Annotated in this window: 26 protein-coding genes, 1 other RNA gene and 1 pseudogene; 11 read left to right on the top strand and 17 right to left on the bottom strand. The window is 65.2% G+C overall.

Annotated elements, in window-relative coordinates; all coding sequences use genetic code 11:
- Positions 1-26: 26 nt before the first annotated feature.
- Entirely contained in the window at positions 27-410 is a 384-nt protein-coding gene (apaG, locus tag XdyCFBP7245_RS06490) for a Co2+/Mg2+ efflux protein ApaG (RefSeq protein WP_046964432.1), read from the top strand.
- A 28-nt stretch (positions 411-438) separates the two neighbouring features.
- Entirely contained in the window at positions 439-1,467 is a 1,029-nt protein-coding gene (locus XdyCFBP7245_RS06485; RefSeq protein WP_104614917.1) for a symmetrical bis(5'-nucleosyl)-tetraphosphatase, read from the top strand.
- Positions 1,468-1,655: 188 nt separating this feature from the next.
- On the opposite strand, the gene XdyCFBP7245_RS06480 is transcribed toward XdyCFBP7245_RS06485, so the two are convergent.
- From XdyCFBP7245_RS06480 to XdyCFBP7245_RS06440, 9 genes are all read right to left on the bottom strand, one after another.
- Positions 1,656-2,150, bottom strand: a complete 495-nt coding sequence (locus XdyCFBP7245_RS06480) for a dihydrofolate reductase (RefSeq protein ID WP_104614916.1) — start codon at positions 2,148-2,150, stop codon at positions 1,656-1,658.
- Positions 2,147-2,434 carry a hypothetical protein gene (locus XdyCFBP7245_RS06475; protein WP_104614915.1) on the bottom strand — a complete coding sequence of 96 codons (288 nt, stop codon included), beginning with the start codon at positions 2,432-2,434 and terminating at the stop codon, positions 2,147-2,149. The genes XdyCFBP7245_RS06480 and XdyCFBP7245_RS06475 overlap by 4 nt, the downstream gene beginning before the upstream one ends.
- A 65-nt stretch (positions 2,435-2,499) precedes the next feature.
- Entirely contained in the window at positions 2,500-3,294 is a 795-nt protein-coding gene (locus tag XdyCFBP7245_RS06470) for a thymidylate synthase (protein ID WP_104614914.1), read from the bottom strand.
- A complete protein-coding gene (lgt, locus tag XdyCFBP7245_RS06465) occupies positions 3,291-4,181 on the bottom strand; it encodes a prolipoprotein diacylglyceryl transferase (protein ID WP_104614913.1) in 891 nt (296 codons plus the stop codon). The genes XdyCFBP7245_RS06470 and lgt overlap by 4 nt, the downstream gene beginning before the upstream one ends.
- 54 nt (positions 4,182-4,235) lie before the next feature.
- Positions 4,236-4,727 carry a TPM domain-containing protein gene (locus XdyCFBP7245_RS06460; protein WP_104614912.1) on the bottom strand — a complete coding sequence of 164 codons (492 nt, stop codon included), beginning with the start codon at positions 4,725-4,727 and terminating at the stop codon, positions 4,236-4,238.
- Positions 4,727-5,623: a TPM domain-containing protein gene (locus XdyCFBP7245_RS06455; RefSeq protein WP_104614911.1), complete on the bottom strand. Its 897-nt coding sequence runs from the start codon at positions 5,621-5,623 to the stop codon at positions 4,727-4,729. The genes XdyCFBP7245_RS06460 and XdyCFBP7245_RS06455 overlap by 1 nt, the downstream gene beginning before the upstream one ends.
- A gap of 53 nt (positions 5,624-5,676) precedes the next feature.
- A non-coding RNA gene (locus tag XdyCFBP7245_RS06450) (sX9 sRNA) lies at positions 5,677-5,753 on the bottom strand.
- A gap of 321 nt (positions 5,754-6,074) precedes the next feature.
- Entirely contained in the window at positions 6,075-6,704 is a 630-nt protein-coding gene (locus XdyCFBP7245_RS06445; RefSeq protein WP_104614910.1) for a LemA family protein, read from the bottom strand.
- Between the two features lie 451 nt (positions 6,705-7,155).
- Positions 7,156-7,536, bottom strand: a complete 381-nt coding sequence (locus tag XdyCFBP7245_RS06440) for a diacylglycerol kinase (protein ID WP_104614909.1) — start codon at positions 7,534-7,536, stop codon at positions 7,156-7,158.
- Between the two features lie 183 nt (positions 7,537-7,719).
- Here XdyCFBP7245_RS06440 and XdyCFBP7245_RS06435 point away from each other — a divergent pair, with 183 nt between their 5' ends.
- Positions 7,720-8,430 carry an SGNH/GDSL hydrolase family protein gene (locus XdyCFBP7245_RS06435; protein WP_104614908.1) on the top strand — a complete coding sequence of 237 codons (711 nt, stop codon included), beginning with the start codon at positions 7,720-7,722 and terminating at the stop codon, positions 8,428-8,430.
- 81 nt (positions 8,431-8,511) lie between these two features.
- On the opposite strand, the gene XdyCFBP7245_RS06430 is transcribed toward XdyCFBP7245_RS06435, so the two are convergent.
- From XdyCFBP7245_RS06430 to XdyCFBP7245_RS06420, 3 genes are all read right to left on the bottom strand, one after another.
- The gene (locus tag XdyCFBP7245_RS06430) at positions 8,512-9,783 is read right to left on the bottom strand and encodes a sensor histidine kinase (RefSeq protein ID WP_104614907.1); all 1,272 of its coding nucleotides are present in this window, start codon (positions 9,781-9,783) and stop codon (positions 8,512-8,514) included.
- 142 nt (positions 9,784-9,925) lie between these two features.
- Positions 9,926-10,639, bottom strand: a complete 714-nt coding sequence (locus XdyCFBP7245_RS06425; protein ID WP_002811889.1) for a response regulator transcription factor — start codon at positions 10,637-10,639, stop codon at positions 9,926-9,928.
- Between the two features lie 91 nt (positions 10,640-10,730).
- Complete coding sequence (locus tag XdyCFBP7245_RS06420; protein WP_193553181.1) at positions 10,731-11,399, bottom strand: arylesterase; 669 nt, start codon at positions 11,397-11,399, stop codon at positions 10,731-10,733.
- Between the two features lie 109 nt (positions 11,400-11,508).
- Here XdyCFBP7245_RS06420 and XdyCFBP7245_RS06415 point away from each other — a divergent pair, with 109 nt between their 5' ends.
- From XdyCFBP7245_RS06415 to XdyCFBP7245_RS24880, 8 genes and pseudogenes are all read left to right on the top strand, one after another.
- Positions 11,509-12,108 (top strand): ABC transporter ATP-binding protein, encoded by a 600-nt coding sequence (locus XdyCFBP7245_RS06415; protein ID WP_104614905.1) that lies wholly within the window; start codon positions 11,509-11,511, stop codon positions 12,106-12,108.
- Positions 12,105-14,588 carry an ABC transporter permease gene (locus XdyCFBP7245_RS06410; RefSeq protein WP_104614904.1) on the top strand — a complete coding sequence of 828 codons (2,484 nt, stop codon included), beginning with the start codon at positions 12,105-12,107 and terminating at the stop codon, positions 14,586-14,588. Before XdyCFBP7245_RS06415 ends, XdyCFBP7245_RS06410 begins: the two co-directional genes overlap by 4 nt.
- A 249-nt stretch (positions 14,589-14,837) precedes the next feature.
- A complete protein-coding gene (locus XdyCFBP7245_RS06405) occupies positions 14,838-15,755 on the top strand; it encodes a TauD/TfdA dioxygenase family protein (protein WP_104614903.1) in 918 nt (305 codons plus the stop codon).
- A 43-nt stretch (positions 15,756-15,798) separates the two neighbouring features.
- A complete protein-coding gene (locus XdyCFBP7245_RS06400; RefSeq protein WP_104614902.1) occupies positions 15,799-16,845 on the top strand; it encodes an ABC transporter substrate-binding protein in 1,047 nt (348 codons plus the stop codon).
- A 3-nt stretch (positions 16,846-16,848) separates the two neighbouring features.
- Positions 16,849-17,682, top strand: coding sequence for an ABC transporter ATP-binding protein (locus XdyCFBP7245_RS06395; protein WP_104614901.1), 834 nt, complete (start codon positions 16,849-16,851; stop codon positions 17,680-17,682).
- On the top strand, positions 17,679-18,563 hold the full coding sequence (locus tag XdyCFBP7245_RS06390; protein WP_104614900.1) for an ABC transporter permease: 885 nt from the start codon (positions 17,679-17,681) through the stop codon (positions 18,561-18,563). Before XdyCFBP7245_RS06395 ends, XdyCFBP7245_RS06390 begins: the two co-directional genes overlap by 4 nt.
- A 175-nt stretch (positions 18,564-18,738) precedes the next feature.
- Positions 18,739-19,089, top strand: coding sequence for a DMT family protein (locus tag XdyCFBP7245_RS06385; RefSeq protein WP_104614992.1), 351 nt, complete (start codon positions 18,739-18,741; stop codon positions 19,087-19,089).
- Positions 19,090-19,203: 114 nt separating this feature from the next.
- Positions 19,204-19,319, top strand: a pseudogene (locus tag XdyCFBP7245_RS24880) (DMT family protein); the annotation flags it as partial.
- A 93-nt stretch (positions 19,320-19,412) separates the two neighbouring features.
- Here XdyCFBP7245_RS24880 and XdyCFBP7245_RS06380 read toward each other — a convergent pair.
- From XdyCFBP7245_RS06380 to XdyCFBP7245_RS06360, 5 genes are all read right to left on the bottom strand, one after another.
- On the bottom strand, positions 19,413-20,342 hold the full coding sequence (locus XdyCFBP7245_RS06380) for a DUF6607 family protein (protein ID WP_104614899.1): 930 nt from the start codon (positions 20,340-20,342) through the stop codon (positions 19,413-19,415).
- Positions 20,343-20,371: 29 nt separating this feature from the next.
- Complete coding sequence (locus XdyCFBP7245_RS06375; RefSeq protein ID WP_104614898.1) at positions 20,372-21,004, bottom strand: ChuX/HutX family heme-like substrate-binding protein; 633 nt, start codon at positions 21,002-21,004, stop codon at positions 20,372-20,374.
- Positions 21,005-21,009: 5 nt separating this feature from the next.
- A complete protein-coding gene (locus tag XdyCFBP7245_RS06370; RefSeq protein ID WP_104614897.1) occupies positions 21,010-23,241 on the bottom strand; it encodes a TonB-dependent hemoglobin/transferrin/lactoferrin family receptor in 2,232 nt (743 codons plus the stop codon).
- A gap of 273 nt (positions 23,242-23,514) precedes the next feature.
- On the bottom strand, positions 23,515-23,754 hold the full coding sequence (gene hemP / locus XdyCFBP7245_RS06365) for a hemin uptake protein HemP (protein ID WP_211287654.1): 240 nt from the start codon (positions 23,752-23,754) through the stop codon (positions 23,515-23,517).
- Between the two features lie 100 nt (positions 23,755-23,854).
- Positions 23,855-24,823 carry a potassium channel beta subunit family protein gene (locus tag XdyCFBP7245_RS06360; RefSeq protein WP_104614895.1) on the bottom strand — a complete coding sequence of 323 codons (969 nt, stop codon included), beginning with the start codon at positions 24,821-24,823 and terminating at the stop codon, positions 23,855-23,857.
- Positions 24,824-24,870 lie beyond the last annotated feature (47 nt).

The following is a 24,870-nucleotide window of genomic DNA, read 5'->3' as shown; positions in this document are numbered from 1 at the left end:
CACACCGTTTTATTTAGACTTTTCCCATGCAAGATGATCCACGCTATCGGGTCGAGGTCGAGGTGTCGCCGCGCTTCCTCGCTCATCAATCGACCCCGGAAGAAGGCCGCTATGCCTTCGCTTACAGCATCCGTATCCACAACGCGGGCGCCGTGCCTGCACGCCTGATCGCGCGCCACTGGCAGATCACCGACGCCAACGGCCGCACCGAGCAGGTGGATGGCGAAGGCGTGGTCGGCGAGCAGCCATGGCTGCGCCCCGGCGAAGCCTTCCATTACACCTCCGGTGTGCTGCTGGAAACCGAGCAGGGACAGATGCAAGGCCACTACGACATGGTGGCCGACGATGGCACCGAATTCACCGCCCCGATCGCCGCCTTTGTGCTGAGCGTACCCAGGACGCTGCACTGATGACTGCTGGATTGATGGAGCGCACACGATGAGCGTCTGGGCAATTGGCGACCTGCAAGGGTGCTACGACATTACCCAGCGGTTGCTGGAAAAGATCAATTTCGACCCCGCACAGGACACGCTGTGGTTCTGCGGCGATCTGGTCAACCGCGGCGGGCAATCGCTGGAAACGCTGCGGCTGGTGCATTCGCTGCGCGCACACAGCGTGGTGGTGCTGGGTAATCACGATCTGTCGCTGCTGGCGATCGGTGCGCGCTCGGAGGAAGAGCAGCGCAAGGTCAATCCGGATCTGCAGCGCGTCGTGCTGGCGGAGGACCGCGACGTGCTGCTGGACTGGCTGCGTCTGCAGAAGCTGGCCCACGTGGACCGCGAGCTGGGCTGGATGATGGTCCACGCCGGGCTTGCGCCGAAGTGGACCACGCAGCTGGCCGAAAAGCATGCGCGCGAAGTCGAGCAGCAGCTGCAAGGCGGCGGCTATCGCAAGCTGTTGCGCAACATGTACGGCGATCAGCCGGGATGGTCGCCAGGCCTGAGCGGGTACGACCGCAGCCGCGCGATCATCAACCTGTTCACGCGCATGCGCTATTGCACGCCGCGCGGCCGCATCGCCACCGACGACAAGGGCACGCCGGGCACGCAGGCACAAGGACTCTACCCGTGGTTCGAGGTACCGGGCCGGGTCGAGCGCGATCTCAAGATCGTGTGCGGGCATTGGTCCGCGCTGGGATTGACGATTACCCAGGGCGTGCATGCCATCGATACCGGTGCGGTGTGGGGCGGCAAGCTCACCGCCCTGCAACTGGATACCGACGAATTGCGCGTGGTGCAGGTGCCAGGGCGCGAAGTCACTGCCCCGGCCGCACCTGCCACGAATGCACCACGGCGTCCACGCGAAGGTCAGGGCCGCCCGCGCGGGCGTGGCCGAGGACGTGGCAATGGCGGTGGCAATGGCAATGGCGGTGGCGGTGGCGGTGGCGGTGGCGGCAACAATGCGGGAAATGCGGGTAGCGGCACCGCTGCACCGGCCAAGCCGCAGAGTGGCGTTGTTCCTGAGTAAGAGCGACTCACCAACCGGCTGCGCCCCGATGCGGGAGCAGCCGTTGCTCTGACCGGCATGTGCCACGCATCCGCTGCGCTCCAGTGCGCCGTCCACGGTCACCGGGCAGCCGCTCGCTAGGTTTTTCTTTAGCGGCGCTTAGTTGTATGGAATCGGGCGCGCTGATCGCGCGCTGCGTCCTTGCCGGCTCAGCGACGCAGGTAATCCACAAAGGAAAACGCGAACGCATGGCGGTCATCGGCCGCATGCGTCTGGCGATGCCCTGGCACCCATACCGCCGGGTCGATCGGTGGGAAGTGCGTGTCGGCCCCATCCACCGCGGTGTCGACCTCGGTCACCGCCAGCATGTCGGCGCGCGCCATCGTCAGGCGGTACACCTCGCCGCCGCCGATCACGCATAACTCCTGCGCGCCCTCCCGCTCGGCACGCGCGATCGCCTGATCGACCGATGCCACCGCGTGCATGCCCTCGAACGGCACCTGCCCCGAGCGCGTCAGCACCAGATTCAAGCGCCCCGGCAATGCGCGCCCGAGCGATTGCGCCGTCTTGCGCCCCATCAGGATCGGCTTGCCCATCGTCAGCGCCTTGAAGCGCTTGAGATCGTCCGGCAACTTCCACGGCAGATCGTTATCGCGTCCGATGGCGTTGTTGCGGTCGAAGGCGACGACCAGAATCAGCTTCATGTGTCTGGAGATAGCTCGTTATAGATTTTCATTGCCGCATGCCGAGCAAGCATCCCCAAGAAAAAAATCGCAATGTAGGCCAAGGCAATCGCGCCCAATGCTGGCTGCGATTGCTCGCTGAGCATTCTCGTCAAATCCAGTCGCTCACCTTTATACAAGGCAACTCCAAAGAAGCCGATGGGCGCAATGAGAACGATGCTTGTCAGATTGACGAAGAGACTTGCTTGCATCGTCATCAGCGAATCGGCAAGTTTCTCTCGTGCTTTGTTCGAATTTTTCGTCATGACGCTCCTCCTCTTTCGATGAAAATCAGCATGCGCAGCCTGTGTCTCATCGGTCGAGATCCGGCTTACACCGCCACCGGCGCCTTGATCGCCGGATGCGGGTCGTAGCCTTCGATGGCGATGTCCTCGAAGCGAAACGCAAACAGGTCTGTCACTTCGGGATTCAGGCGCAAGGTCGGCAATGCGCGCGGGGTGCGCGTCAGCTGCTCGCGCGCCTGTTCGACGTGATTCGAATACAGATGCGCATCGCCCAGCGTATGCACGAAATCGCCCACACCCAGGCCGGTGGCCTGCGCCACCAGATGAGTCAGCAGCGCATAGCTGGCGATATTGAACGGCACACCCAGGAAGATGTCGCCGCTACGCTGGTAGAGCTGGCAACTCAGTTTGCCGTCGACCACGTAGAACTGGAACAGGCTGTGGCACGGCATCAATGCCATCTGCGGCAGCTCGCCGACGTTCCAGGCGCTGATCACCAGCCGGCGCGAATCCGGGTTGCGTTTGATCTCATCGACCAGCCATTGCATCTGGTCGATCTCGACGCCGTCCGGGCCGGTCCAGCGCCGCCACTGCTTGCCGTAGACCGGGCCAAGGTCGCCATTGTCGTCGGCCCATTCGTCCCAGATGCGCACCTGGTTGTCTTTCAGATACCCGATGTTGGTATCGCCCTGCAAAAACCACAGCAGCTCGTGGATGATCGAGCGCAGATGCAACTTCTTGGTGGTGACCAGCGGAAAGCCGGCATTGAGATCGAAGCGCATCTGCCAGCCGAACACGCTGCGCGTACCGGTACCGGTGCGGTCGGACTTTTCGGCGCCGTGTTCCAGCACATGCTGCAGCAGATCCAGATACGGCTTCACTTCGCCGCCTCCACCGCTACGGCGGTGGGCACTACCGGCTGCAACACCGGCGCACGGCGCGACATCGCCAGCAAGACCAGGCCCACCGCAATCAACGGCAAGCTCAGAATCTGGCCCATCGTCAACCAGTTGAAGGCCAGATAGCCGATCGGCGCATCCGGCACACGCACGAATTCCACGATGAAGCGGAACACGCCATACAGCAGCGCAAACAGCCCCGACACCGCATAGCGCGCGCGCGGCTTCATCGAGAACGCCCACAACACGACAAACATCACCACGCCTTCCAGCGCGGCTTCGTACAGCTGCGACGGGTGACGGGCGAACCGATCCAATGCGCCGGCGGCGTATTGCGCGTGAATCTGCGCTGGTGCGATATCGGCCAGTTCCGGCGCATGCGGGAAGATCACGCCCCAGCCGGCCTGCGTGAACTTGCCCCACAACTCGCCGCCGACAAAATTGCCGAGCCTCCCGAAACCAAGGCCCAACGGCACCAACGGCGCGACAAAATCCATCACGTCGAAGAAGTGCAGGCGATGCTTGCGCGCCCACAGCCAGCAGGCGGTCAACACACCCAGCAGCCCGCCGTGGAAGCTCATGCCGCCTTCCCACACCTTGAACAGGATCAGCGGATTGGCCAGGAAGGTCTCGAACGCATAAAACAGCATGTAGCCGATGCGGCCGCCCAGCACCACGCCGAGCATGCCGTAGAACAGCAGGTCGGAAAAACCGTCCATGTCCACGCCGGGCAGACGGCCGCGCAGGATGCGCGAGCGGCCCAGCGCCCAGGCCGAGAAGAAAGCGGCCAGATACATCAAGCCGTACCAGTGCACCTGCACCGGGCCAAGCGAGAAGGCGATGGGGTCGATGGCGTGCAGATAGATCATGCGGACCGCGTATCACAAAAAAGCGAGGCGTCTATTCTGACACCTCGCACGCCTTCAGCCTAAGAGCTGGGGCCGATCGGGCAGCTCGTCTTCATTCTGCACGTCGGCGCCGCGCGGGAAATGCGCGACCAGCAGCTCGGTTACCGCCTCGATGCCGGCCAGCACCGCCGCCTCATCCTGGCGCTCGCGCAGGAACTGCTGCATACGCCGGCACACCTCCGCCCACTGCGCCTCCGGCACCTGGCTGCGCAAGCCGCGGTCGGCAACCACTTCGATGGCGTGGTCGGCCAGCAACAGATAGATCAGCACCCCGTTATTGGCTTCGGTGTCCCAGGTGCGCAGCTGCGCGAACGCCTGATCGGCGCGCTGGCGAGCGGTGTGGGCGCGCCACAGCGCCCCGAGCGGCAGGTCCGCCTCGACCGCCACCATGATCTGGCCGGTATGGCTGCGCTCGCTGGCGGCCACCGCCGCCGTGATCGCATCCATGCAACTGGTCGGAAACCTGCGCTGCGCCGACGGCGCGAAAAGATGCCTGAGCCACCGCATTACCAACTCCCCGAGGCGCCACCGCCTCCCGATGATCCACCGCCGCCGCCCCAGCCGCCACCGCCAAAACCACCACGGCCACCGCCCCCGAATACTCCGAATCCGCCACCGCCCCAGCCACCGCCGCCGACAAAGCGCCCCGGCGAGCCGGAGACCAGGCCCGCCAGCAGACCGATGACGGCTGCACCGGCGCTGGCGAACAGCAACGAGGTAAACAGCAAGGCGGCGCCCCCGGCCGCGACGCCGGTCAGCACGGCGCGCAGCGGACGCGGCAGGGCGCCGAGGATGCCGCGCGCCACCATCGCGACCACAAAGCCGATAAACAGCGCCATGATCCAGCCGCCCCCACCTGCCCCATTGCCGACGCCACCCTCGGCGTGCCCGCTGACCGGTTCCGGGAGAGCTTCTCCTTCGATCAGGCCCGCCAGCGTCGCGGTCGCATCGCGGATACCGCCGCCGTAGTCGCCCTCGCGGAACCTCGGCGCCAGGTACTCCTGGATGATCCGGTTGGCCACGATGTCGGGAATGGCGCCTTCCAGGCCATAACCGGGCTGGATGCGCACGCGGCGATCATCCTTGGCCACCAGCAGCAGCACGCCATCGTCCACGCCCTTGCGCCCGATCTTCCATTGATCGAACACGCGCTGGGTGTATTGCTCGATCGTCTCCGGCTGGGTGGTCGGCACGATCAGGATCTGCAGCTGCGCGCCCTTGCGTTGCTGCAATGCCAGCGCCTGCTGCTCAAGTTGCTGGAGCTGCGCCGCATCCAAGGTGCCGGTGACATCGACCACCGGCGAGCGCAGTGGAGGGATGGCTGCAGGATCCTGCGCCAGCACCGAGGCGGGCAGCAGCAGTAGCGCCATGATCCAAAACACCCACAGGTGCGTTTTCCGCATTACCAACTCCTTGATAAGTACCGACAGTGAATCAGCACTGACACTTAAAGCTTTGCTAATAAAACGTAGCGAGCAGTCGTCAGGTGGGTGTGGACGGCGCGCTCAGAACCGGCGTGGACGAGTGGACCATGGCGCACCGAGCACCGGCCGCGCCCGCCTGGCGGTGAGCACAGTCGTTGTGTTGGCCGCTCTTGGCTTTCCCTTCTCCCTGCGGGGAAGGTGCCCCGAAGGGATAAATGAAGGAACGAGCGAAGCTACGTGCAGTGTCGTTACACGACGGCTTCGTCCCTCACACCCACACCGCTCCTGAGGGAGAGGGACTTGATGCTCCGCATTTGAACGTTGGTTGATCACGCAGGCGATAGGTTGCTTGCCATCGCACACGTAGCGATTGCCTCGACATGCCGTGCAGCACACCGCGCAGTAGTTGAGCCTGCGCAGGTGCATGTATTTACTGAGCCGGCTGCTGCTGTGGCGGTTGTTGCTGCGGCGCTTGCTGATTGCCGAAGTCCACCTGCGGCGCGCGCGAAATCTGCGCTTCGTTTTCCACGCTGAAATTCGGCTTGGGCTGGTAGCCGAAGATCTTGGCGGTGATCACCTGCGGAAACGAGCGGATATAGGTGTTGTAGTCCTGCACGGTCTGGATGTAACGGCCGCGGGCCACGGTGATGCGATTTTCGGTGCCTTCCAGCTGCACCTGTAGATCGCGGAACGACTGGTCGGACTTGAGCTGTGGGTAGTTTTCGCTGACCACCAGCAACCGCGACAGCGCACTGCCCAGTTCGCCCTGCGCCTGCTGAAAACTCTTGAGCGAGGCTTCATCGTCGGCATTGACCTGGATCTGCCCGACGCGTGCGCGCGCATTGGTGACTTCGGTCAGCACCTGACGCTCCTGCTGCGCATAGCCCTGCACGGTGCGTACCAGGTTGGGAATCAGGTCGGCACGGCGCTGGTACTGGTTGAGGACTTCCGACCAACCGGCTTTGACGCCTTCTTCTTTTTGCTGGATCGCGTTGTACCCGCACCCCGACAGCGAGGCGGTCAGGAGCAGCAATACCAGAGCACGCATCAGGACAGACATGCAGGCGATTCCGTTGAAAGAGAGCCGCAGCATGCCACGCGCCAGGTCAAACCCGCATGCACATGCGCCTGCCAGGCGTGCGAGGGGTAGTGCGCCTCGAAACGACCGGCAGTCCCTGATGAGCAACCACGTCGATCTGCGGTCCGTGGCGACGGCGCTCGCACCCTGAGGCGAGCCCGTCGACGCATGGCGCCGCGTATTGACAGGCCATGCGTGCCGCGCGAGCTCGCGCCCCTCTCCACCCCGAGTGCACCAAGCGCAAGTTGCCAATCTCGTGTGTTTGCGCAACACGTGGCGCGCGCCTGATCGAGCAAGACATGTCAAGCCCTGCCGAACGTACCTGCGCGCTGTTGCCAAAGCAGGAGATCGCCCGGCGGCGGGCCGTCCGCATGTCTGCGCGATTGATCAGGATGTGATGCGCAACCGGCTGACCGTCAAGATCGCACCCGTCTCAAAACACCCGCGGCAACAGAATCAACCCCCAGCACAGCAGCACATTGATCAGCAGCAGAAACACCGCTGCCGATCCCATGTCCTTGGCGCGGCCGGCGAGCACGTGGTGCTCGGGGCCATAGCGTTCGATCACCGCTTCGATGGCCGAATTCAACAGCTCGGCGGCCAACACGATCAACAACGGCGCGATCAGCGCGATGCGTTCCAGCGGCGACTGACCGAGCCAGATGCCCAACGGAGCCATCACCACGGCCAGGCAGACTTCCAGCCGGAATGAGGATTCGTGCAGCCAGGCTGCACGTAAGCCCTGCCACGACCAGACCGCGGCCTTGAGCATGCGGCGCGGTCCGCGCGGCACGTGTCCCAATTGATCGGCCATGCGTCAGTGCTTCCGGCCGCGAGGGCGCGTCAGGGGACAAGAAGAACGCATGGCATGATCGCTGCTGGGGAAAGTGCGAATCTTGCACCGTGACGCTGCGCATCGCCAGCCACGGCGTGGTTTGCCCTCAGCTCGCAGACTGCTGCACCATGGGCAGCCCGCTCTCTCGCTGCAGGTTTCCGTATGACTCGACGCGTCTTGCGCACACTGCTGTGCACCCTCGCACTGCTCTCCGGCCAGGCCATCGCGCAGGCCCATCAGGCCCCACACGCCGCGCCTGCGGTGCCCGCACAGGTGTCCAACGCGGCCTGGGAAGACGACATGCAGCGCTTTGCGGCCAGCGATGCGCGCCAGCCGCCGCCCAGGCACGGCATCGTGTTTGTCGGCAGTTCGTCGATCCGCTTCTGGGACACGCTGGCGCAGGATTTCCCCGGCAAACCGGTGATCAATCGCGGCTTCGGCGGCTCGGAGGTGCGCGACAGCACCTGGTACGCCGACCGCATCGTGATTCCGTATGCGCCACGTCAGGTGCTGCTGTATGCCGGCGATAACGATCTCAACAGCGGCCGCACGCCCGAGCAGGTGCGCGATGACGTGGTGGCGTTCGTCGCCCGCATTCGGCGCGATCTGCCCAAGACGCGCATCAGTTATCTGTCGATCAAGCCCAGCCCCTCGCGTGCGCAGTTGCTGCCGTCGGTGATCGCCGCCAATCGCCTGATCAAGGACGCACTTGCGCCGCTGCCGCGCGTGGATTTTGTGGATGTCTACACGCCGATGCTCGATGCCAGTGGCAAGCCGCGCCCCGAACTGTTTCGCGAGGACATGCTGCATATGACTGCAGACGGCTATGCAATCTGGCGTAAGGCAGTGGCGCCGGTATTGGAGCAAAAATAAGGATCAACGGAGCGACTCGGTGGAACAGCCCATGCCGACGCTATCGAGCGGCGACAACGCGCCTGGCAAGCACCAACCGACCTACGCCACCACCACCGCCACCGAAGTCCCTAGACCTGCCTCGCTGTGCAGCTCGATCCGCCAACCGAAGCGGTCGCACAGCCGCCGCACGATCGACAGGCCCAGCCCGGTGCCTTGCGGGCGCGTAGGGTCTGCGCGGAAAAACGGCTCGAACGCGCGTGCACGTGCCTCCTCGCTCATGCCGATACCGGTATCACGCACCACGATGCGGTCCTGGCTGACTTCCACTTCGATGCTGCCGGTGTTGGTATAGGCGCAGGCGTTGCGCAATAGGTTGCTCAGTACCACCCGCATCACCCGCGGCGGCGCGAACATCTGCAGGCTGCCCTCGCCGACCATGCGCAAGGAAACCGGCTTGTCGCCGAGCAATTCGCGGGCGCTCTCGACCTCTTCGCTGGCTAGCTCAGCCGCGTCGAAGGTCTCGCTTTGCGGATCGATCTCCGCTTCGCGCGCCAGGATCAGGAACGCGTCGATTACCGCTTCCATGTCGCGGCCGGCACGCTGGATGCGGCGCAGGCTTCGCTGGGTACGCTGCGATAGCTCGTCGTCGGCCAGCGCCATGTCGCTGGCCACACGGATCACCGTCAACGGCGTGCGCAGTTCATGACTGGCATCGCGGGTGAAGTTGCGTTCGCGCGCGACGTGGTCGCTGACCCGCTGGCCGAGCACGTGCAATGCGGCGGCCAACTGCCGGGTCTCGCCTTGCAACTCTGCCGGCAACCGCTCCGGCGATAATTCGTCCACATCCGGGTTGCGCGGGTCCCAGTGCGACACGCGTCGCGCGAGCCAGCTGATCGGCGACACCAGGCGCTTGGACACGCGGTAGGTGAACCATGAAACGCCGTAAACGCCCAGCAGCACGATGATCGCCGGCACCACGCCGAACCACAGCGTCAGATGCGCGGCCCGCGAGCGCGGAAATACCAGATACAGGCGTCCTTCGGGGCGTTGGTCCACATAGACCAGCGCATCGGCAGCGGCCACCTCGCTGAACCCCGGCGACAGGGTTTGCAGCGCGCGCGGCGCCGCATCGGCGGCGGTGCCGGCAGGCGAGAAATACCCTTGAATATTGCGCGTATTCGGCGGCCGGTTGTCCGGCGCGCTCTTGTGCATGCGCCAGAAGTGCACGGCCTCATCGGCCAGCACGGTGCGCACCAGGCTGTACTTGATCACGAAGGAAATCAGATACCCGCCTAGCACGATCGCCAAGCTCGCCAGCGCGACCTGCAGCAGGAAGGCGAGACGTATTTTTCGCGGGAGCCCGTGTGGCATTGCTGCATCCAGGGGAGAGCGCCGGATTATAGGCAACGCTTCCGTGAGTCCGTCGTGCAGCCAGCCGGCCGCACGGGAGAACGAGCGGCGCGTGTGCGCCTACAGGATCGGCCGGCCGCCAGTCGGCAGCCGGCCGGCGACATCAGGCCATCGGTTGGGCGATGTCGGCAATGCGATAGCCGGCGCTCTGCACGGTGTGCAGCAGCGGGCGATCGAACGGCTTGTCGATGATCTTGCGCAGGTTGTACAGATGGCTGCGCAGGGTGTCCGAGTCCGGCAACCCATTGCCCCAGATTTCGCGTTCGATTTCCTGGCGTGTCACCACGCGCGGCGATTCGCGCATCAGGATGGTGAGCAGGCGCAGGCCGATCGGCGAGAGCTGCAGCTCGGTGCCGGCACGGGTGGCGCGCATGCTGACCGGGTCGAGCACCAGGTCGGCGACCTTGAGCACTTCCGAGCCCACCTGACGACGCTCGCGGCGGATCAGGGCACGCAGGCGCGCTTCCAGTTCCTGAATCGCGAAAGGCTTTGTCAGGTAATCGTCGGCGCCGAAACCCAGGCCGGTGAGCTTGTCGTCCAGCGTGTCGCGGGCGGTCAGCATCAGGACCGGAGTGGACTTGCGTGCGTCGTTACGCAGACGGCGGCACACTTCGATCCCGTCCAGGCGTGGCAGCATGAGGTCCAGCACGACCACGTCGTAGCTGTTCTCGGCGGCCAGACGGTAACCGTCCAGTCCGTCCTGCGCATAGTCGACCTCGAAGCCACGGCCTTCCAGGTACTCGCCGATCATTTCGGAGATATTGCGGTTGTCTTCGACGACCAGCACGAGGCCGGACGTTTCCTTGGTCTGACGCATGGACTTTCCTCGGTCTTCAGCTTTGTGAAACATGCCGGATCGGCGGTGGAAAGCACGTGAAGACCAAATAACGTTACATGACGCGCCTGGTTCAGCGCGCCAGCAACGGGCGCAGCGCGGGCCACACCGTTTCCAGCACCTTGGGCTGCGCCGCTGCGGTCGGGTGCAAGCCGTCGGCCTGCATCAAGCCAGGCTGCAATGCCACCTTCTCCAAGAAGAACGGCACCAACGCGGTGTTGTACTGTTTGGACAGGTCGGCGTAGGCGGCTTTCAGGCGCTCGCGGTAGGCCGGGCCGTAGTTCGGCGGCACATCGATGCCCAGCAACAGCACCTTGGCGCCGGCCTGCTGGCTGAGCTGGATCATCTTTTCCAGGTTGCCCTTGAGCTGGGCCGGGGTCAGCCCGCGCAGGGCATCGTTGCCACCCAATTCGATCACCACGACGCCGGGGTGGTGCTTTTGCAGCAGGCCAGGCAGCCGGGTCAGTGCGCCCGATGTGGTCTCGCCGCTGATGCTGGCATTGACGACCGGCGGTGGCGTCGCCATGTCACGTTTCAGGCGTTGGTCCAGCAAGGTGACCCAGCCGGACTGCACCGGGATGTTGTGCGCAGCGCTCAGGCTGTCGCCAACCACCAGGATCGGTGCGGTCGCAGCCGGACTTTTGGCAGAGGCAATTCCCGGCGCGAGCAGGGACAGTGTCAGCAGCCACAGGGCCAGCGCGCCATATCGCAGTGTTCTTTCACGCATTCGGAGATTCCTCATCGACAGTCTGGCCCCCCGCTCCAGCACCCGCACCGCCATCGACGTCCGCGAGGTCGGCAAATCCGTCAGTGGACCGGAGGGAACACTCCACATCCTCGACAACGTCAGCTTGACGGTCAGTGAAGGCGACAGCATCGCCATCGTTGGGGCGTCCGGTTCGGGCAAGACCACCCTGCTCGGCCTGCTCGCCGGGCTGGACCTGCCCACCCGCGGCAGCATTGCGCTGTCCGGCCAGAACCTGGGCCAGCTCGACGAAGAAGCGCGCGCGGCCCTGCGCGCGCGCGAGGTCGGCTTCGTGTTCCAGAGCTTCCAACTATTGCCGGCGCTCACCGCCGAAGAGAACATCGCGCTGCCACTGGAACTGGCCGGGCGCGAAGATCCGGCGCGGGTGCGCGAGGTGCTGGAGGCGGTGGGCCTGAGCGCACGTGCGCGGCATTATCCGCGCCAGCTGTCCGGCGGCGAGCAGCAACGTGTGGCGCTGGCGCGCGCGTTCGTGGCCAAGCCGCGCATCCTGTTTGCCGACGAGCCGACCGGTAGCCTGGACCAGACCACCGGCGCGCAGATCAGCGACCTGTTGTTCGCGCTCAACGCCACCAGCGACACCACCCTGGTACTGGTGACCCACGACATGACCCTGGCGCAGCGCTGCCATCACATCTACCGCATCGACAGCGGCCGCCTGCACGCGCAACCCGGTTCTGCCGCATGAACGTGCTGCGGCAGGCCGCGCGTGCGGTACGGCGGGAATTCCTGGCAGGCGACCTGCTGACCGTGTTCGCCGCGCTGGTGCTGGGCGTGGCGGTGATGACCGCAGTGGGCACCCTGGTGGACCGGGTGACCCTGGCACTGACCTCCAGCGCAGCCGAAGTGCTGGGCGGCGACCTGGGTGTCACCGGACGCCAGGAGATCCCGGCCGACTTCACCGACGAGGCGCAGCGACGTGGGCTGCAAAGCACGCGCATGGTCAGCTTCCCGAGCGTGTTGTTTCATGGCGAGGCCAGCCAGATGGCCAATATCCGCGGCGTGGGGCCCGGCTATCCACTGCGCGGTCAGTTGCTGGTCTCCAAAGGCGCTAGCGACCCGGAAGGCACCCCCGCCACCGCACCGCCGCCGGGCCAGGCCTATGCCGACCCGCGGCTGCTGGAAGCCCTCGGCCTGCGCGTAGGCGAACAGCTGGAGTTCGGCGCCGGCCATCTGACCATCACCGGCGTGCTGCGCGCCGAGCCGGACGCCTCCGGTGAGTTGATGCAGCTGTCGCCGCCGTTGCTGGTCAACCGCGCCGACATCGAGGGCGCCGGCCTGCTGGGCCCGGGCAGCCGTGCCTCCTATCGCTTGATGTTTGCCGGTGCGCCGAACGCGATCGCCGACCTGCGCGCCTGGCTCAAGCCGCGCGCCAGCGAATACCGCCTGGTCGGCATCGAAGACACCCAACGCGGCATGCGCGCCGCGTTCGATCGCGCCGGGCGTTTCCTGGCCCTGTCGGCGTTGCTGGCGGTATTGCTGTCCGGCGTGGCCACCGCACTGGCAGCCAATCGCTTTGCGATGCGCCGCATCGACACCGTGGCGGTGCTGCGCTGCCTGGGCGCAAAACAGCGCGACATCCTGGCGATGCTGTCGCTGCAGTTGCTGTTGACCGCCATCCCGGCCTGCCTGGTCGGCATTGGCTTGGGCATGCTGGCGCAGGAAGGCCTGGTGCAGGCGCTGGGCAGCCTGATCCCGAACCGGCTGCCGTTGCCGCAGGCCACCCCTGCGCTAGCGGGTGCGGGCATCGGCCTGGTGCTGTTGCTGGGCTTCGGCCTGCCGCCGCTGCTGCGGCTGCGTAACGTGCCGCCGATGCGCGTGCTCAACCGCAGCTTTGCCGCGGTGCCGCCGAGCTCCCTGCTGGTGTATGCGGCCGCGTTGGCCGCCACACTGGCGCTTACTGTCTATGCCACCGGCAACCTGGTGCTGGCCGGCTGGGTGTTGGGCGGCCTGGCCGCGCTGGCGGTGGTGGCGATGCTGCTGGGGCTGGGATTGCTGACGTTGCTACGGCCGATCCAGCACCGCCTGCGCGGGGCCTGGAAGCTGGGTCTGGCCTCGCTGACGCGCCGACGTGGGTTGAGCGTGGTGCAGTTGGTCGGTCTGTCGCTGTCGTTGTGCGCGCTGTTGCTGCTGGCGGTGGTCGGCCCGGGCCTGCTTGGCCAATGGCGCGACCGTTTGCCTGCGGACACGCCCAACTACTTCCTGATGAACATCCAGCCCGAGCAGACCGCGCCGGTGCTGCAGACCTTGCGCGGCCTGGGTGTGGACAACGCGGCGGTGGAGCCGTTTTCCACCGGGCGGCTGATCGCGATCAACGACAAGCCGCCTGTCCGCGGCGACCGCGACCCGCAGGACGATGGCGACGGCGACAACCGCCCGGTCAATTTTTCCTGGCGGCATGCATTTCCGCCGGCAAATACGCTGTTGCAGGGCAAGTTCTGGGCAGCCGAGAGCACCGCAGCGGAAGCCTCGGTGGAAGAAGGCTGGGCACAGCGCTATCAGCTCAAGCTCGGCGACCGCATCACCTTGTTGCTGGGCGAACAACAGCGCAGCTTCACCGTTACCAGCATCCGCAAGGCCGATTGGGATTCGTTCCGGGTCAACTTCTTCCTGCTGCTCAACCAGGGCGCGGTGGGCGATGCGCCGTACAACCTGATTTCTGCCTTCCATCTGCCGCCCGGTAGCGCACCCAAGCTGGCGTCGCTGAGCCGCGACTACCCCAATATTTCGGTCCTGGATATCGATGCCATTCTCGGCCGCGTGCGCGAGGTGATCGACCAGGTGGCGCAGGCCGTGCAACTGGTGATGGGCTTCAGCCTGCTGGCCGGCGTGCTGGTGCTGCTGGCCGCGTTGCAGGCCACCGCAGGCGAGCGCCGCTACGACAGTGCGGTGCTGCGCACCTTGGGTGCGCGGCGCGGGCAGCTGCGTGGCGCCGTGCTGGTGGAATTCGGCGCGTTGGGGCTGCTGGCCGCAGGCCTTGCGGTGACGGCCGCCGCCGTCATCGGCGCGGTGGTCGGGCAGCAGGCGTTCGACATCGCACTTGCGCCGGATTGGCCGCGGTTGTTGCTGGGTGGCGCGTTCGGGCTGGCGTTGAGCCTGCTGGCAGGCTGGTCGGGCACCCGGCGCATTCTGTCCACACCACCTGCGTTGGCGTTGCGCACCGAATAACGCCCGCCATAGAGGCGGCCAAGCGTTGGCTATCGGCTGAGTCGTCCGCCACCAGATGCGCTCCATGGCCCACTGTCATGGAGCGCTGCGCCTTACGACGCGATCGGCATCGCCGACGTCGCGCCGCATATACCTGCAGCGCATAAGCACCTTGCCAATCGTACGTTCGCAGCGGCGGCACGACTGCCTAGAGTGACCAGTCCGGTCGCCGTTCGGGCGGCCTTTAGCTGTCGTCGAGGTGCCACCGTCATGGCTAGCGTGAGTTCTGCAGCGCGCGTGCAATCGCCGCGCAACGATGCCGCCGCCGCGCAGGCGTCCGGCGTGCGAATCGTGCCGTTCGACGCGCCGCTGGGTGCGGAAGTCCTGGGGCTGGATCTGTCGCAGCCGCTGGATGCCGCAACTTTTGCGCGCATCCACGCCGCGCATCTGGAGCATCACGTGCTGGTGTTCCGCGATCAACGCATCACGCCTGCGCAGCAGGTGGATTTCAGCCGTCGTTTCGGGCCGTTGCAAATCCATGTGCTGCGCAACTTCCAGTTGCCCGGGCATCCGGAAGTGCTGGTGGTGTCCAACATCAAGGAGAACGGTGAGCCGATCGGGCTGGGCGATGCCGGGCATTACTGGCACTCGGATCTGTCTTACAAGGAAACGCCCAGCCTGGGCTCGCTGCTGCATGCGCAGGAACTGCCCAGCGAAGGCGGCGACACCTTGTTCGCCAATCAGCATCTGGCCTGGCAAACGCTGCCCGAGCCGCTCAAGCGGCGCGTGCAGGACCTGCGTGCCGAACATAGTTATCTCGCCAAATACGAAGCGCTGCGCGCACGCAACCCGTGGCGCCCGGCGCTGACGCCCGAGCAGATTGCCGAAGTGACGCCGGTGCAGCATCCCATCGTGCGCACGCACCCGGAAACCGGGCAAAAGGCGCTATTTGTCAGCGAACACTTCACCACCCGTATCGTCGGGCTGCACGACGACGAAAGTACTGCGTTGCTGCAGACATTGTTCGAACACAGTACCCGCGATGCCTTGGTGTACCGGCATCAATGGCAGGCGCACGACATGGTGTTCTGGGACAACCGCTCGGTCATGCATCTGGCTGCCGGCACACCCGACCACCTGCGCCGCCGGCTCAACCGCACCACCATCGAAGGCGATGCGCCGTTCTGAGCGTGCGCCTGTCCCCTCCTCCCCCTTTCGACTGGAGCGCCGCATGCGTTTGAACGTCACCTCTCACGCACCGTCGCAGCGCCGCACAGTCTCGAGGCGCGTCGCGGTGTTGCTGCTGGCAGCACTGCCGTTGCTGCTGAGCGCCACCGCGCAGGCAGAAGGAAAGCTACGCATCGCCAAGCAGTTCGGCATCGTCTACCTGCTGCTGGATGTGGCACAGGACCAGAAGCTGATCGAGCAACAAGGCAAGGCCGCTGGCGTGGACATCGATGTGCAGTTCCTGCAGTTGTCCGGCGGCGCGGCGGTCAACGATGCCTTGCTCACCGGTTCGATCGATATCGCAGGCGCAGGCGTCGGGCCGTTGTTCACCATCTGGGACCGTACGCGTGGCCGGCAGAATGTGCGTGGCGTGGCCTCGCTGGGCAATTTTCCGTACTACCTGATCAGCAATCACCCGCGCATCAAGAGCATCGGCGACTTCACGCCGCAGGACCGTATTGCGGTGCCGGCCACCGGCGTGTCGGTGCAATCGCGGTTTCTGCAACATGCCTCGCAACAACGCTGGGGCGACAAGGGCACCCATCAGCTGGATCCGTTGCAGGTGGCATTGCCGCACCCGGATGCCGCCGCAGCGATCATCCGTGGCCGCACCGAAATCACCGCGCATTTCGCCAGCCCGCCGTTTCAGGAACAGGAACTGGCGCGCAACCCGGCTGCCCATATCGTGACCAGCTCCTATGACATCGAAGGCGGCCCGTCGTCGGCCACGGTGTTGTACGCCACCGAAAAATTCCGCCGCGACAACCCCAAGACCTATCGCGCGTTTGTGGCCGCACTGGATCAGGCGGCGAAATTCGTCACCGCGCACCCGGAGCAGGCGGCGGATATCTTTTTGCGTCGCAATGGTTCAAGCATCGATCGCGCGCTGGTCCTGCAGATTCTCAAGGACCCCAAGGTGCAGTTCACCGTGGCGCCGCAGAACACGCTGAAGCTGGGCAAGTTCATGCAACACAGCGGTGCGATCAAGCAGGCGCCTGCCAAGGTGGGCGATTATTTCTTCGATGATCCGCTGATTGCAGGCGGGAGCTGAGCGATGAGCACACCCTTGCTGCAAGTGGATCATGTCAGCCTGGAGTATGCATCCGCGCAGCGCGTGGTGCGCGCAACGCATCGGGTGCGCTTCGATGTGCATGAAGCCGATCGTTTTGTGCTGCTTGGGCCGTCGGGATGCGGCAAGTCCACCTTGCTCAAGGCGGTGGCCGGCTTCGTCAGTCCGCGCGAAGGACAGATCCGTCTGGACGGGCGCACAGTGACCGGACCAGGGCCGGATCGAGTGGTGGTGTTCCAGGAGTTCGATCAACTGGCACCGTGGAAGACCGTGCGCGAGAACGTGATCTTCGGCCTGCGCGCAGCGCGCAAGCTCAGCCGCGCCGAAGCGCGCGAGCGTGCCGACGAAAGTCTGGCGCAGGTCGGGTTGAGCGCGTTTGCAGAGGCCTACCCGCACACCTTGTCCGGTGGCATGAAGCAACGCGTTGCCATTGCCCGCGCACTGGCGATGCGCCCGCGGGTGCTGTTGATGGACGAGCCATTCGCTGCGCTGGACGCGCTGACGCGCTCGCGCATGCAGGAGCAGGTGCTGGAACTGTGGGAACAATTGCGCTTCACGCTGTTGTTTGTCACCCACTCCATCGAGGAAGCGCTGGTGGTCGGCAACCGTGTGTTGCTGCTGTCGCCGCATCCCGGCCAGGTGCGCGCCGAACTCAACGCGCACGCGTTCGGGCCGCACAGCGCCGGGAGCGTGGCGTTTCAGCAAACCGCGCAGCGCATTCACCGCTTACTGTTCGACCTGCCCGACGCCACGCTCGACAACGACAAGGTGGCGCCGTTGCGTCGCCCGGCCATGCGTCAACGCGAGGCACTGCCATGAGCCGCAGCCCTGCCGCCAAGCTGCCACCGCTCCCGCCGGTGCGCGCCGAGTACGAACTGGCCGTCCAGCCGCTGGACCCCGCACTGATCGCCACGGCCGCGCCTGCGCGCTGGCATGCGCCGCCATGGCTGCGCAAGGCGCTGGTGCTGGCGGTGCTGGTGGCGGTATGGGAAATCGCCGCGCGGGTAGTCGGCGACGATCTGATGCTGCCCAGCGCATGGCAGACCGCACGCGCGTTTTTTGAGGGGCTGCTGTCGGGCGAATTGCTGCGCCGCGTGGGTGCCTCGCTAAAGGTGCTGGCGCAGGGGTATGTGCTCGGCGTGGTGCTGGCCTTCGTGCTCACCGCCCTGGCCGCCTCCACGCGCTGGGGCCGCGATGTGCTCGGCACGCTGACGGCGATGTTCAACCCGCTGCCAGCCATCGCGCTGTTGCCGCTGGCCTTGCTGTGGTTCGGGCTGGGCACCGGTAGCCTGGTGTTCGTGCTGGTGCATTCGGTGCTGTGGCCGCTGGCGCTGACCACCTACGCCGGCTTCCAGGCGGTGCCTGAGACCCTGCGCATGGCCGGCCGCAACTACGGCTTGCGTGGCCCACGCTACGTGGCGCAGTTGCTGATTCCGGCCGCGCTGCCGGCGATCCTGTCCGGCCTGAAGATCGGCTGGGCGTTCGCCTGGCGCACCCTGATCGCGGCCGAACTGGTGTTCGGCGCCACCTCCGGCCAGGGCGGCCTGGGCTGGTACATCTTCCAGAACCGCAACGAGCTGTACACCGACAAGGTATTCGCCGGCCTGGCCATGGTGATCGTACTGGGCCTGCTGGTGGAAGGCGTGGTGTTCCAGGCCATCGAACGTCTCACCGTGCGCCGCTGGGGGATGCAGCGCTAGCAGGGTGAGCGTGGGAGCCGCGACGTGAGGTCAGTCGTTTTGCATGGCCCTGTTGCAGACCAGCGTATCCCCCGGGCCTCCGACCACCTTAGCCTGCGCCCGGCGCATCGAAACGGTCGCGTGCGCTTAACGGCACTGGCTTATGCTGCCGGCCCCTTTCCTGCCGTCCGCCGTCATGCCTACCGCTTTCACTGCCTACCTGTACCCAATCCTGCTGTTACTCGCCAGCAACGTGTTCATGACCTTCGCCTGGTACGGGCATCTGAAGTACAAAAGCACGCCGCTGATGATCGCGATCCTGGTCAGCTGGGGCATCGCGTTTTTCGAATACTGCCTGCAGGTGCCGGGCAATCGCCTGGGCAGCGCGGTGTATTCGGCGCCGCAGCTCAAGGGCATGCAGGAAGTGATCACGCTGCTGGTGTTCGCCGGCTTCTCGACCTTCTACCTGGGCCAGTCGCTGAAGTGGAATCACTGGGCCGCATTCGGGCTGATCCTGGTGGCGGCATTTTTGATGTTCAAGGAATAACCGCGGTCTAGCCCGTAGGAGCGCACCTGGGCGCGACGGGCATTACCAGGAAGGCCGCGTCGCGCCCGGATGCGCTCCTACGACGTTCTTGTGCGTCATTCATCGGTTCGACACGAGGTGATCAGGTTGCTGGTGTTTGCCGGCTTCTCGACCTTACGTCGCTGAAGTGGAATCACTGGGCCGCATTCGGGCTGATCCTGGTAGCGGCATTTTTGATGTTCAAGGAATAACCGCGGTCTTGCCCGGAGGAGCGTACCCGGGCGCGACGGGCGTTACCGGGAAGGCCGCGTCGCGCCCGGATGCGCTCCTACGAGAGCCGGTGGTTAGTTCGCAGCCTCCACCCACTGCGCGAAGACCGCGTCGAGTTGCGCGTCCTTGACCGGCTTGCCCTTCTGCACGGTGTCGGCCTGTTCGAACATCGGCATGATCATCGCCATGCCATCGGGCCTGGTTTTCAGATGCAGGCCTGGCGGGGTATCAAGGAAGGTGGCCCAGCGCGTGCGCACCTTGGCCCAGTAGCCTTGCGTGGCTTTCCAGTAGGCGTAGGCCGGCGCAAAGTCGACCTCGGTGGTCTTCCGGTAATCGTTGAAGCCGAACTCGCGCGCGATGGCCTGCTGGCTTCCATCGGGATTGCGCACCACCTTGGTGTTGAACTGTTCGTGTGTCCAACCGTTGGGCGTGAGCGTATGGCGATTGATCACCGACAGCGCGTTGTAGTCGCTGCGCTTGGTGTATTCGCGGCGCGGCAACGGACGCCAACTCAGGTCGCTGGTCCAGGTGGGGTGACCGTCGGCGTAGTCCCAGCGCCCGGTGCCGCAATAACGCGGCGCATCGCTCACCTCGAACACGCATTGCGTCCATGCACCTGCAGTCTTCGTCGCCGACACAGCGCGCACCTGCCAGGTCTGATCGGAGCTGAATTCGAAACGCTGCGGCGCTTCGTAGACCCAATCCTGCCGCCAGTGCTTGGTCACATGCTTGGTCTTCTCGTCCACCAGCAGGTGCTGCAGCACGATCTTGCGTGGCGTGTCTTCCACCACAATCACCACCTCGTTGGCAGCGCTGCGCATCGCCGACGCGCGCTCGTAACCGGGCTTGAGCAACACGGTTTCGTCGAAGGCGAAATCCACCGCGTATTCGCCCTGCATCGCCAGGATGCTCTGGCGATCGCGATCGGGCTCTGCGGCCGCAGTGGCGACCACCGGTAACAGGCTCAGCATCGCTGCAGGAAAATACGGGAACAGTCGGCTCATCGGAACTCTCGGTCGTGGTCGTGGGAACGTCAGCGGCGCAGGCGCAGCAGCGACGTGGTCATCTCGGTGGGATCGGTACCGCGCGAGGTGGCCTGCGCAGCGCGCGAGGCGGCAGCGCGTGCGCAGCAGCAATCGTCCGCTGCCACACGCCCGTCGATGCCTTCTTCGCGGGCCAGGCGCGCGGCAACCTCGGCGCCCAGCGCAGACACGGTCGCAAGACTGGCAACCAGCGGCTGCTGGCGGTTGGCAGTGGACTGCAGGCGCAGCGCGCTCAAGCGCCAGCTCTCACCGCGCAGGCGTCCGGCCAGCCGACGCCATAAGCGTTCGCCGACACCCAGGCCGTGCGTCTCCGTCGGCAGTGGCGGCAAGCGCGAGACCAGGCGATCCCAACTCAAAAAATCGCTGTCCGGCAACAGATACAGCCGCCAGCAGCATTGGCCGTCGGCATCGAAAAACCAGATGCTTTCGCGCACGCCATCGCTGTCCACCTGGCGCGAGGCGGCGGCATCGACGGCGTGCTGCCAGCCATCGAGTTCATTGCCCAGCGCTGGACGATACAAACACAGCACCGTGCCCAGCGCCGACAACTGCGGTACGCGCGGCAATGCCGCGCGGCTGGCACCTGCACCCGAGGACAACGGCTGTGAGCGGGCGATAGGCATGGCGGCTACCAACTCACTGCCAGGCTGACCGACGCGGTGCGTCCGGCGCCGGTAAACCGATCCAGCACCGTGCTGCTGGCCAACGTGCCGTTGGGCAGCGCATTCCAGTCCACGTAGCGGCGGTCGGCCAGATTGAAAATGCCTGCAGTGACCTTGGCGCCGGGTGCGAATTCCCAATGGCCCATCACATCCAGCGTGGCGTAGCCGGCCGGCGTGTAATAGCTGTCCAGCTGCGGGCGGCGCTTGCGTGCGACAACGGTGCCGATCAATTCCGCACCCCAGCCATCGCTGTCGAAGGCGACGCCCAGCGTGCCGCGCAACGGGTCGACCGAATTCAGTGGTGTGTCGTCGGTGAGGTTGTCGCCTTGCGAATAGGCCACCGCGCTGTTCAACGACCAGCCTTGCCAGCCGGCCAGCGCGCCCAGATCCAGCCCGCCGCGCGCTTCGGCGCCCTTGATCACCACATCGTCGACATTGCGCGACTGGAACAGCAGTAAACCCTCCGCGTTGGTGCCGGCTGGTGCGTACGATTCGATGAAGTTGCGGTAGTCGGTGTAGTACACGCTCACCCCCAGATAGCCCACCGCATCGTTGAAGCGCAGCCCCAGCTCGCCGCCGCGACTGGTCTCCGATTTCAACTCCGGGTTGGCGATGGCGGTGTAGCGCGCCTGCAGATTGGTAAAGCCGATATTGACGTCGTTGTACGGCGGCGCGCGAAAGCCGTGCGCATAGTTGGCATACGCCGACCAGGCTGGCGAGAACCGCCACACCGCGCCGAATTTCGGCGACACCTGCGTCTGGTCGATGGTGGCCACCGCCACGCCGGGATTGTCTTCGCGGAAGATGTCGTCCAGCTGCGGCGCAAGACGGAAATAATCCACGCGCACGCCTGGGGTCAGCGACAACCTGCCATCCAGCAGATCGATTTCGTCCTGCGCATACAGACCGAGCTTGGTGGTTTCGCTCTTGGGGAAATCGCGCACCGGAAACACGTCCTGGCCAACGCGGCTGCTGACCGCGCCATTGGCCAAATTCACCGAATACCCGTCGCGCTTGGCGCGCGTGTCGGTCCAGGTGCCGTCCAGGCCGTAGGTGATGTCGTGGGTCAGCGCCACGGTTTCGATGCGCTTGTGCGCATTGACCAACAACCCGTACACGCGCTGGTCGAAAGTGTGTTCGTTGTGGCGGCGCGTATTGTTGCCACGTAATTCATCGGTGCGTTGCAGGCTCTCGCTGTCCTGGCGATAGAGCTGCCATTGCAGATCGTCGGCCAGCGCCGTGTCCAATGCATCCAGCTCATGCCGCAGCGACACCCGCGCACGGGTCTGATGATCGCGGCCGTCCTGCGACAGGATGCGCAGCGATGGCGTGGTCACACGCGGGTCGATGCCGCTCAGCGCTTCGATGCTGCCATAGTCCTCGTTGCCTTCGACGGTGAGCTTGAAACGTTGCTGCGCGTTCGGTGCGTAGACCAGTTTGGCCAGCACGCTGCGCCCGTCGATGGTCTGCGGATTGGCCGCAGTACGCGTGAAGTCGCGGCTCCGGTTATCGCCCTGGTTTTGCGCTTCCTGGCCCTGGCGATGCGCCACGGCGACCATGCCGCTCCAGCGCTCGCCGCCGAATGCGGCGGTCGCACCGGCAAACAAGCCATTCCAGTCGCCTTCGTAACCGAACTTCAGCCCGACATAGCTGCGCTTGTCGGCGCTCAGATAATCCGACGGGTCCTTGGTCACAAACGCCACCACGCCACCCAGCGCATCGGAGCCGTACAGCGAGCTGGCCGGCCCACGGACGACCTCCACCCGCTTGAGCGTTTCGAGGTCGACAAAATTGCGGTTGGCATTGAGATAGCTGCCGAAGGCGAAGGTGTCCGACACCGGCACGTTGTCCACCAGGATCGCGACGCGGTTGCCATCCAGCCCACGAATGCGGATGCCGCTGGCGCCGGCAAAGCGGCCGCTGTTGCTGGTCACCGACACCCCGGGCGTGTAGCGGAACAAATCCTTGAGCTCGCGCACCAGCTGGTTATCCAGTTGTTCGCGGTCGATCACATCCACCGTGCCCGGCACATCGATCAGTGCGCGCTGGGTACGCGTGGCGGTGACCTGCAGGCGATCGAAGTCGTGCACCTCACGCGCAGCATCGCCGCCGGCGTCCGAGTCGGCAGCATAGGCACACAACGGAACAGCAGGCAGCGCAAGCGAGAGCGCGACCACCAGCGGATGCAGGCGAATCATCTAGGAACCTTTGCGGGAGAACCCCGGCAGCGCACGCTGCGGCATGCCGCATGCGGCAACCGGGGGTGGAGAGGTCGGCGGTGGGCAGCGGCGGCATGCCCACATCGATCGTAGTGTGCGGCTGCCGGTCGGCACGGCCGCACTGCGCAGCGCAACATCGGCTGCGAAAACGCAATCACTGCGTGGCGCGATTGGAGCAGTTGCGCGGCGCGTCTGCCTCAAGGCCGCTGCCGGACGACCCGCATCGGGTCGCCCGCATCGGCTCGGCGCGACTTACTTGGTCAAAATGAGCTTGTCGTTGCTGGTATGGCGCAGGCGATAGACGCGGTCGCCATGCTGGATCAGCACTTCGCGGCGCCCCTTGAGCAGCGCCTGGCTGCTGATGAGGTCTTCGGCAGGCACAACACGCGGCACGGCGCGGTCGCGCAGGTTGACCGGTTCGGAGCGGAGCAGCACGGGATGAGCGGTCATGATCGGGTTCTCCATTCGGTTGGCCAAACAAATAATAACCATTCTCATTTAATGATCAAGAGCCATTCTCATTTGGATCGCTCGATCTTTGCATCGCTTCACAGTTATCGATTGACGCAACCAATCGTTTTTGCTGCACGACTCAGCGCGTCGCTGTGTCCACCCGCTCCCAGCCCGCCGCATCCACCTGCGCCAATGTGTCCAGCGCACCGAGATTTTCTTCCAACTGAGAGACCCGGCTTGCGCCCAGGATCACCGTGGACACGTGCGGGTTGCGCAGGCACCAGGCGATGGCCAGCCGTGCCGGGGACTGCCCGAGCTCGGCAGCCACCTCACAAAACGCGCGGGCCCGCTCGAGACGGCGCGATTCGGGCGTGCCCAGTACTTCGTCCTGCAGCCAGGCGTTCTCCGGCTGGCCCAGGCGGCTGTCGGCCTCCACGCCGCCATTGTATTTGCCGGTCAACAAGCCCGACGCCAGCGGCGACCAGATGGTGGTCCCCAGCCCGGCCTCGCACAGTGGCGCGTACTCGCGCTCCAGCCGCTGCCGATGCAGCAGGTTGTACTGCGGCTGCTCCATCGCCGGCGCATGCAGGTGTTCCTGCTCGGCGATCGCGATGGCCGCACGCAACTGCTCGGCGCTCCACTCGGAGGTGCCCCAGTACAGCACCTTGCCCTGGCGAATCAGCGCGTCCATCGCGCGCACGGTTTCCTGGATCGGCGTGTCCGGATCGGGCCGGTGGCAGAAATACAGATCCAGATAGTCCACGCGCAAGCGCTTGAGCGCCGCATGGCAGGCGTCGGTGACGTGCTTGCGCGAGAGCCCGCGCTGGGTCGGGCGCGGGCTGTCCACCGCACCGAAGAACACTTTGCTCGACACGCAGTAGCCATCGCGCGGCAGACGCAGATCGCCGATCACATCGCCCATCACCTCTTCGGCGCGGCCGCGTGCGTAGACCTCGGCGTTGTCGAAAAAATTGATGCCGTTGTCCCAAGCAGCGGCGATCAGGTTGCGCGCCTCGCCGCGCCCGATCTGCTTACCGAAGGTCACCCAGGCCCCGAACGACACGGCCGACAATTGCAGCCCGGTGGAACCCAGACGACGGTAAAGCATGGCGATCTCCTGCGACCTCCAGGGCACCTGCCCCGGACCGGTTTGCG

Origin of the sequence: Xanthomonas dyei (assembly GCF_002939865.1) — a bacterium.
Lineage (GTDB): Bacteria > Pseudomonadota > Gammaproteobacteria > Xanthomonadales > Xanthomonadaceae > Xanthomonas > Xanthomonas dyei.
This window is presented reverse-complemented; position numbering and strand designations above follow the sequence as displayed.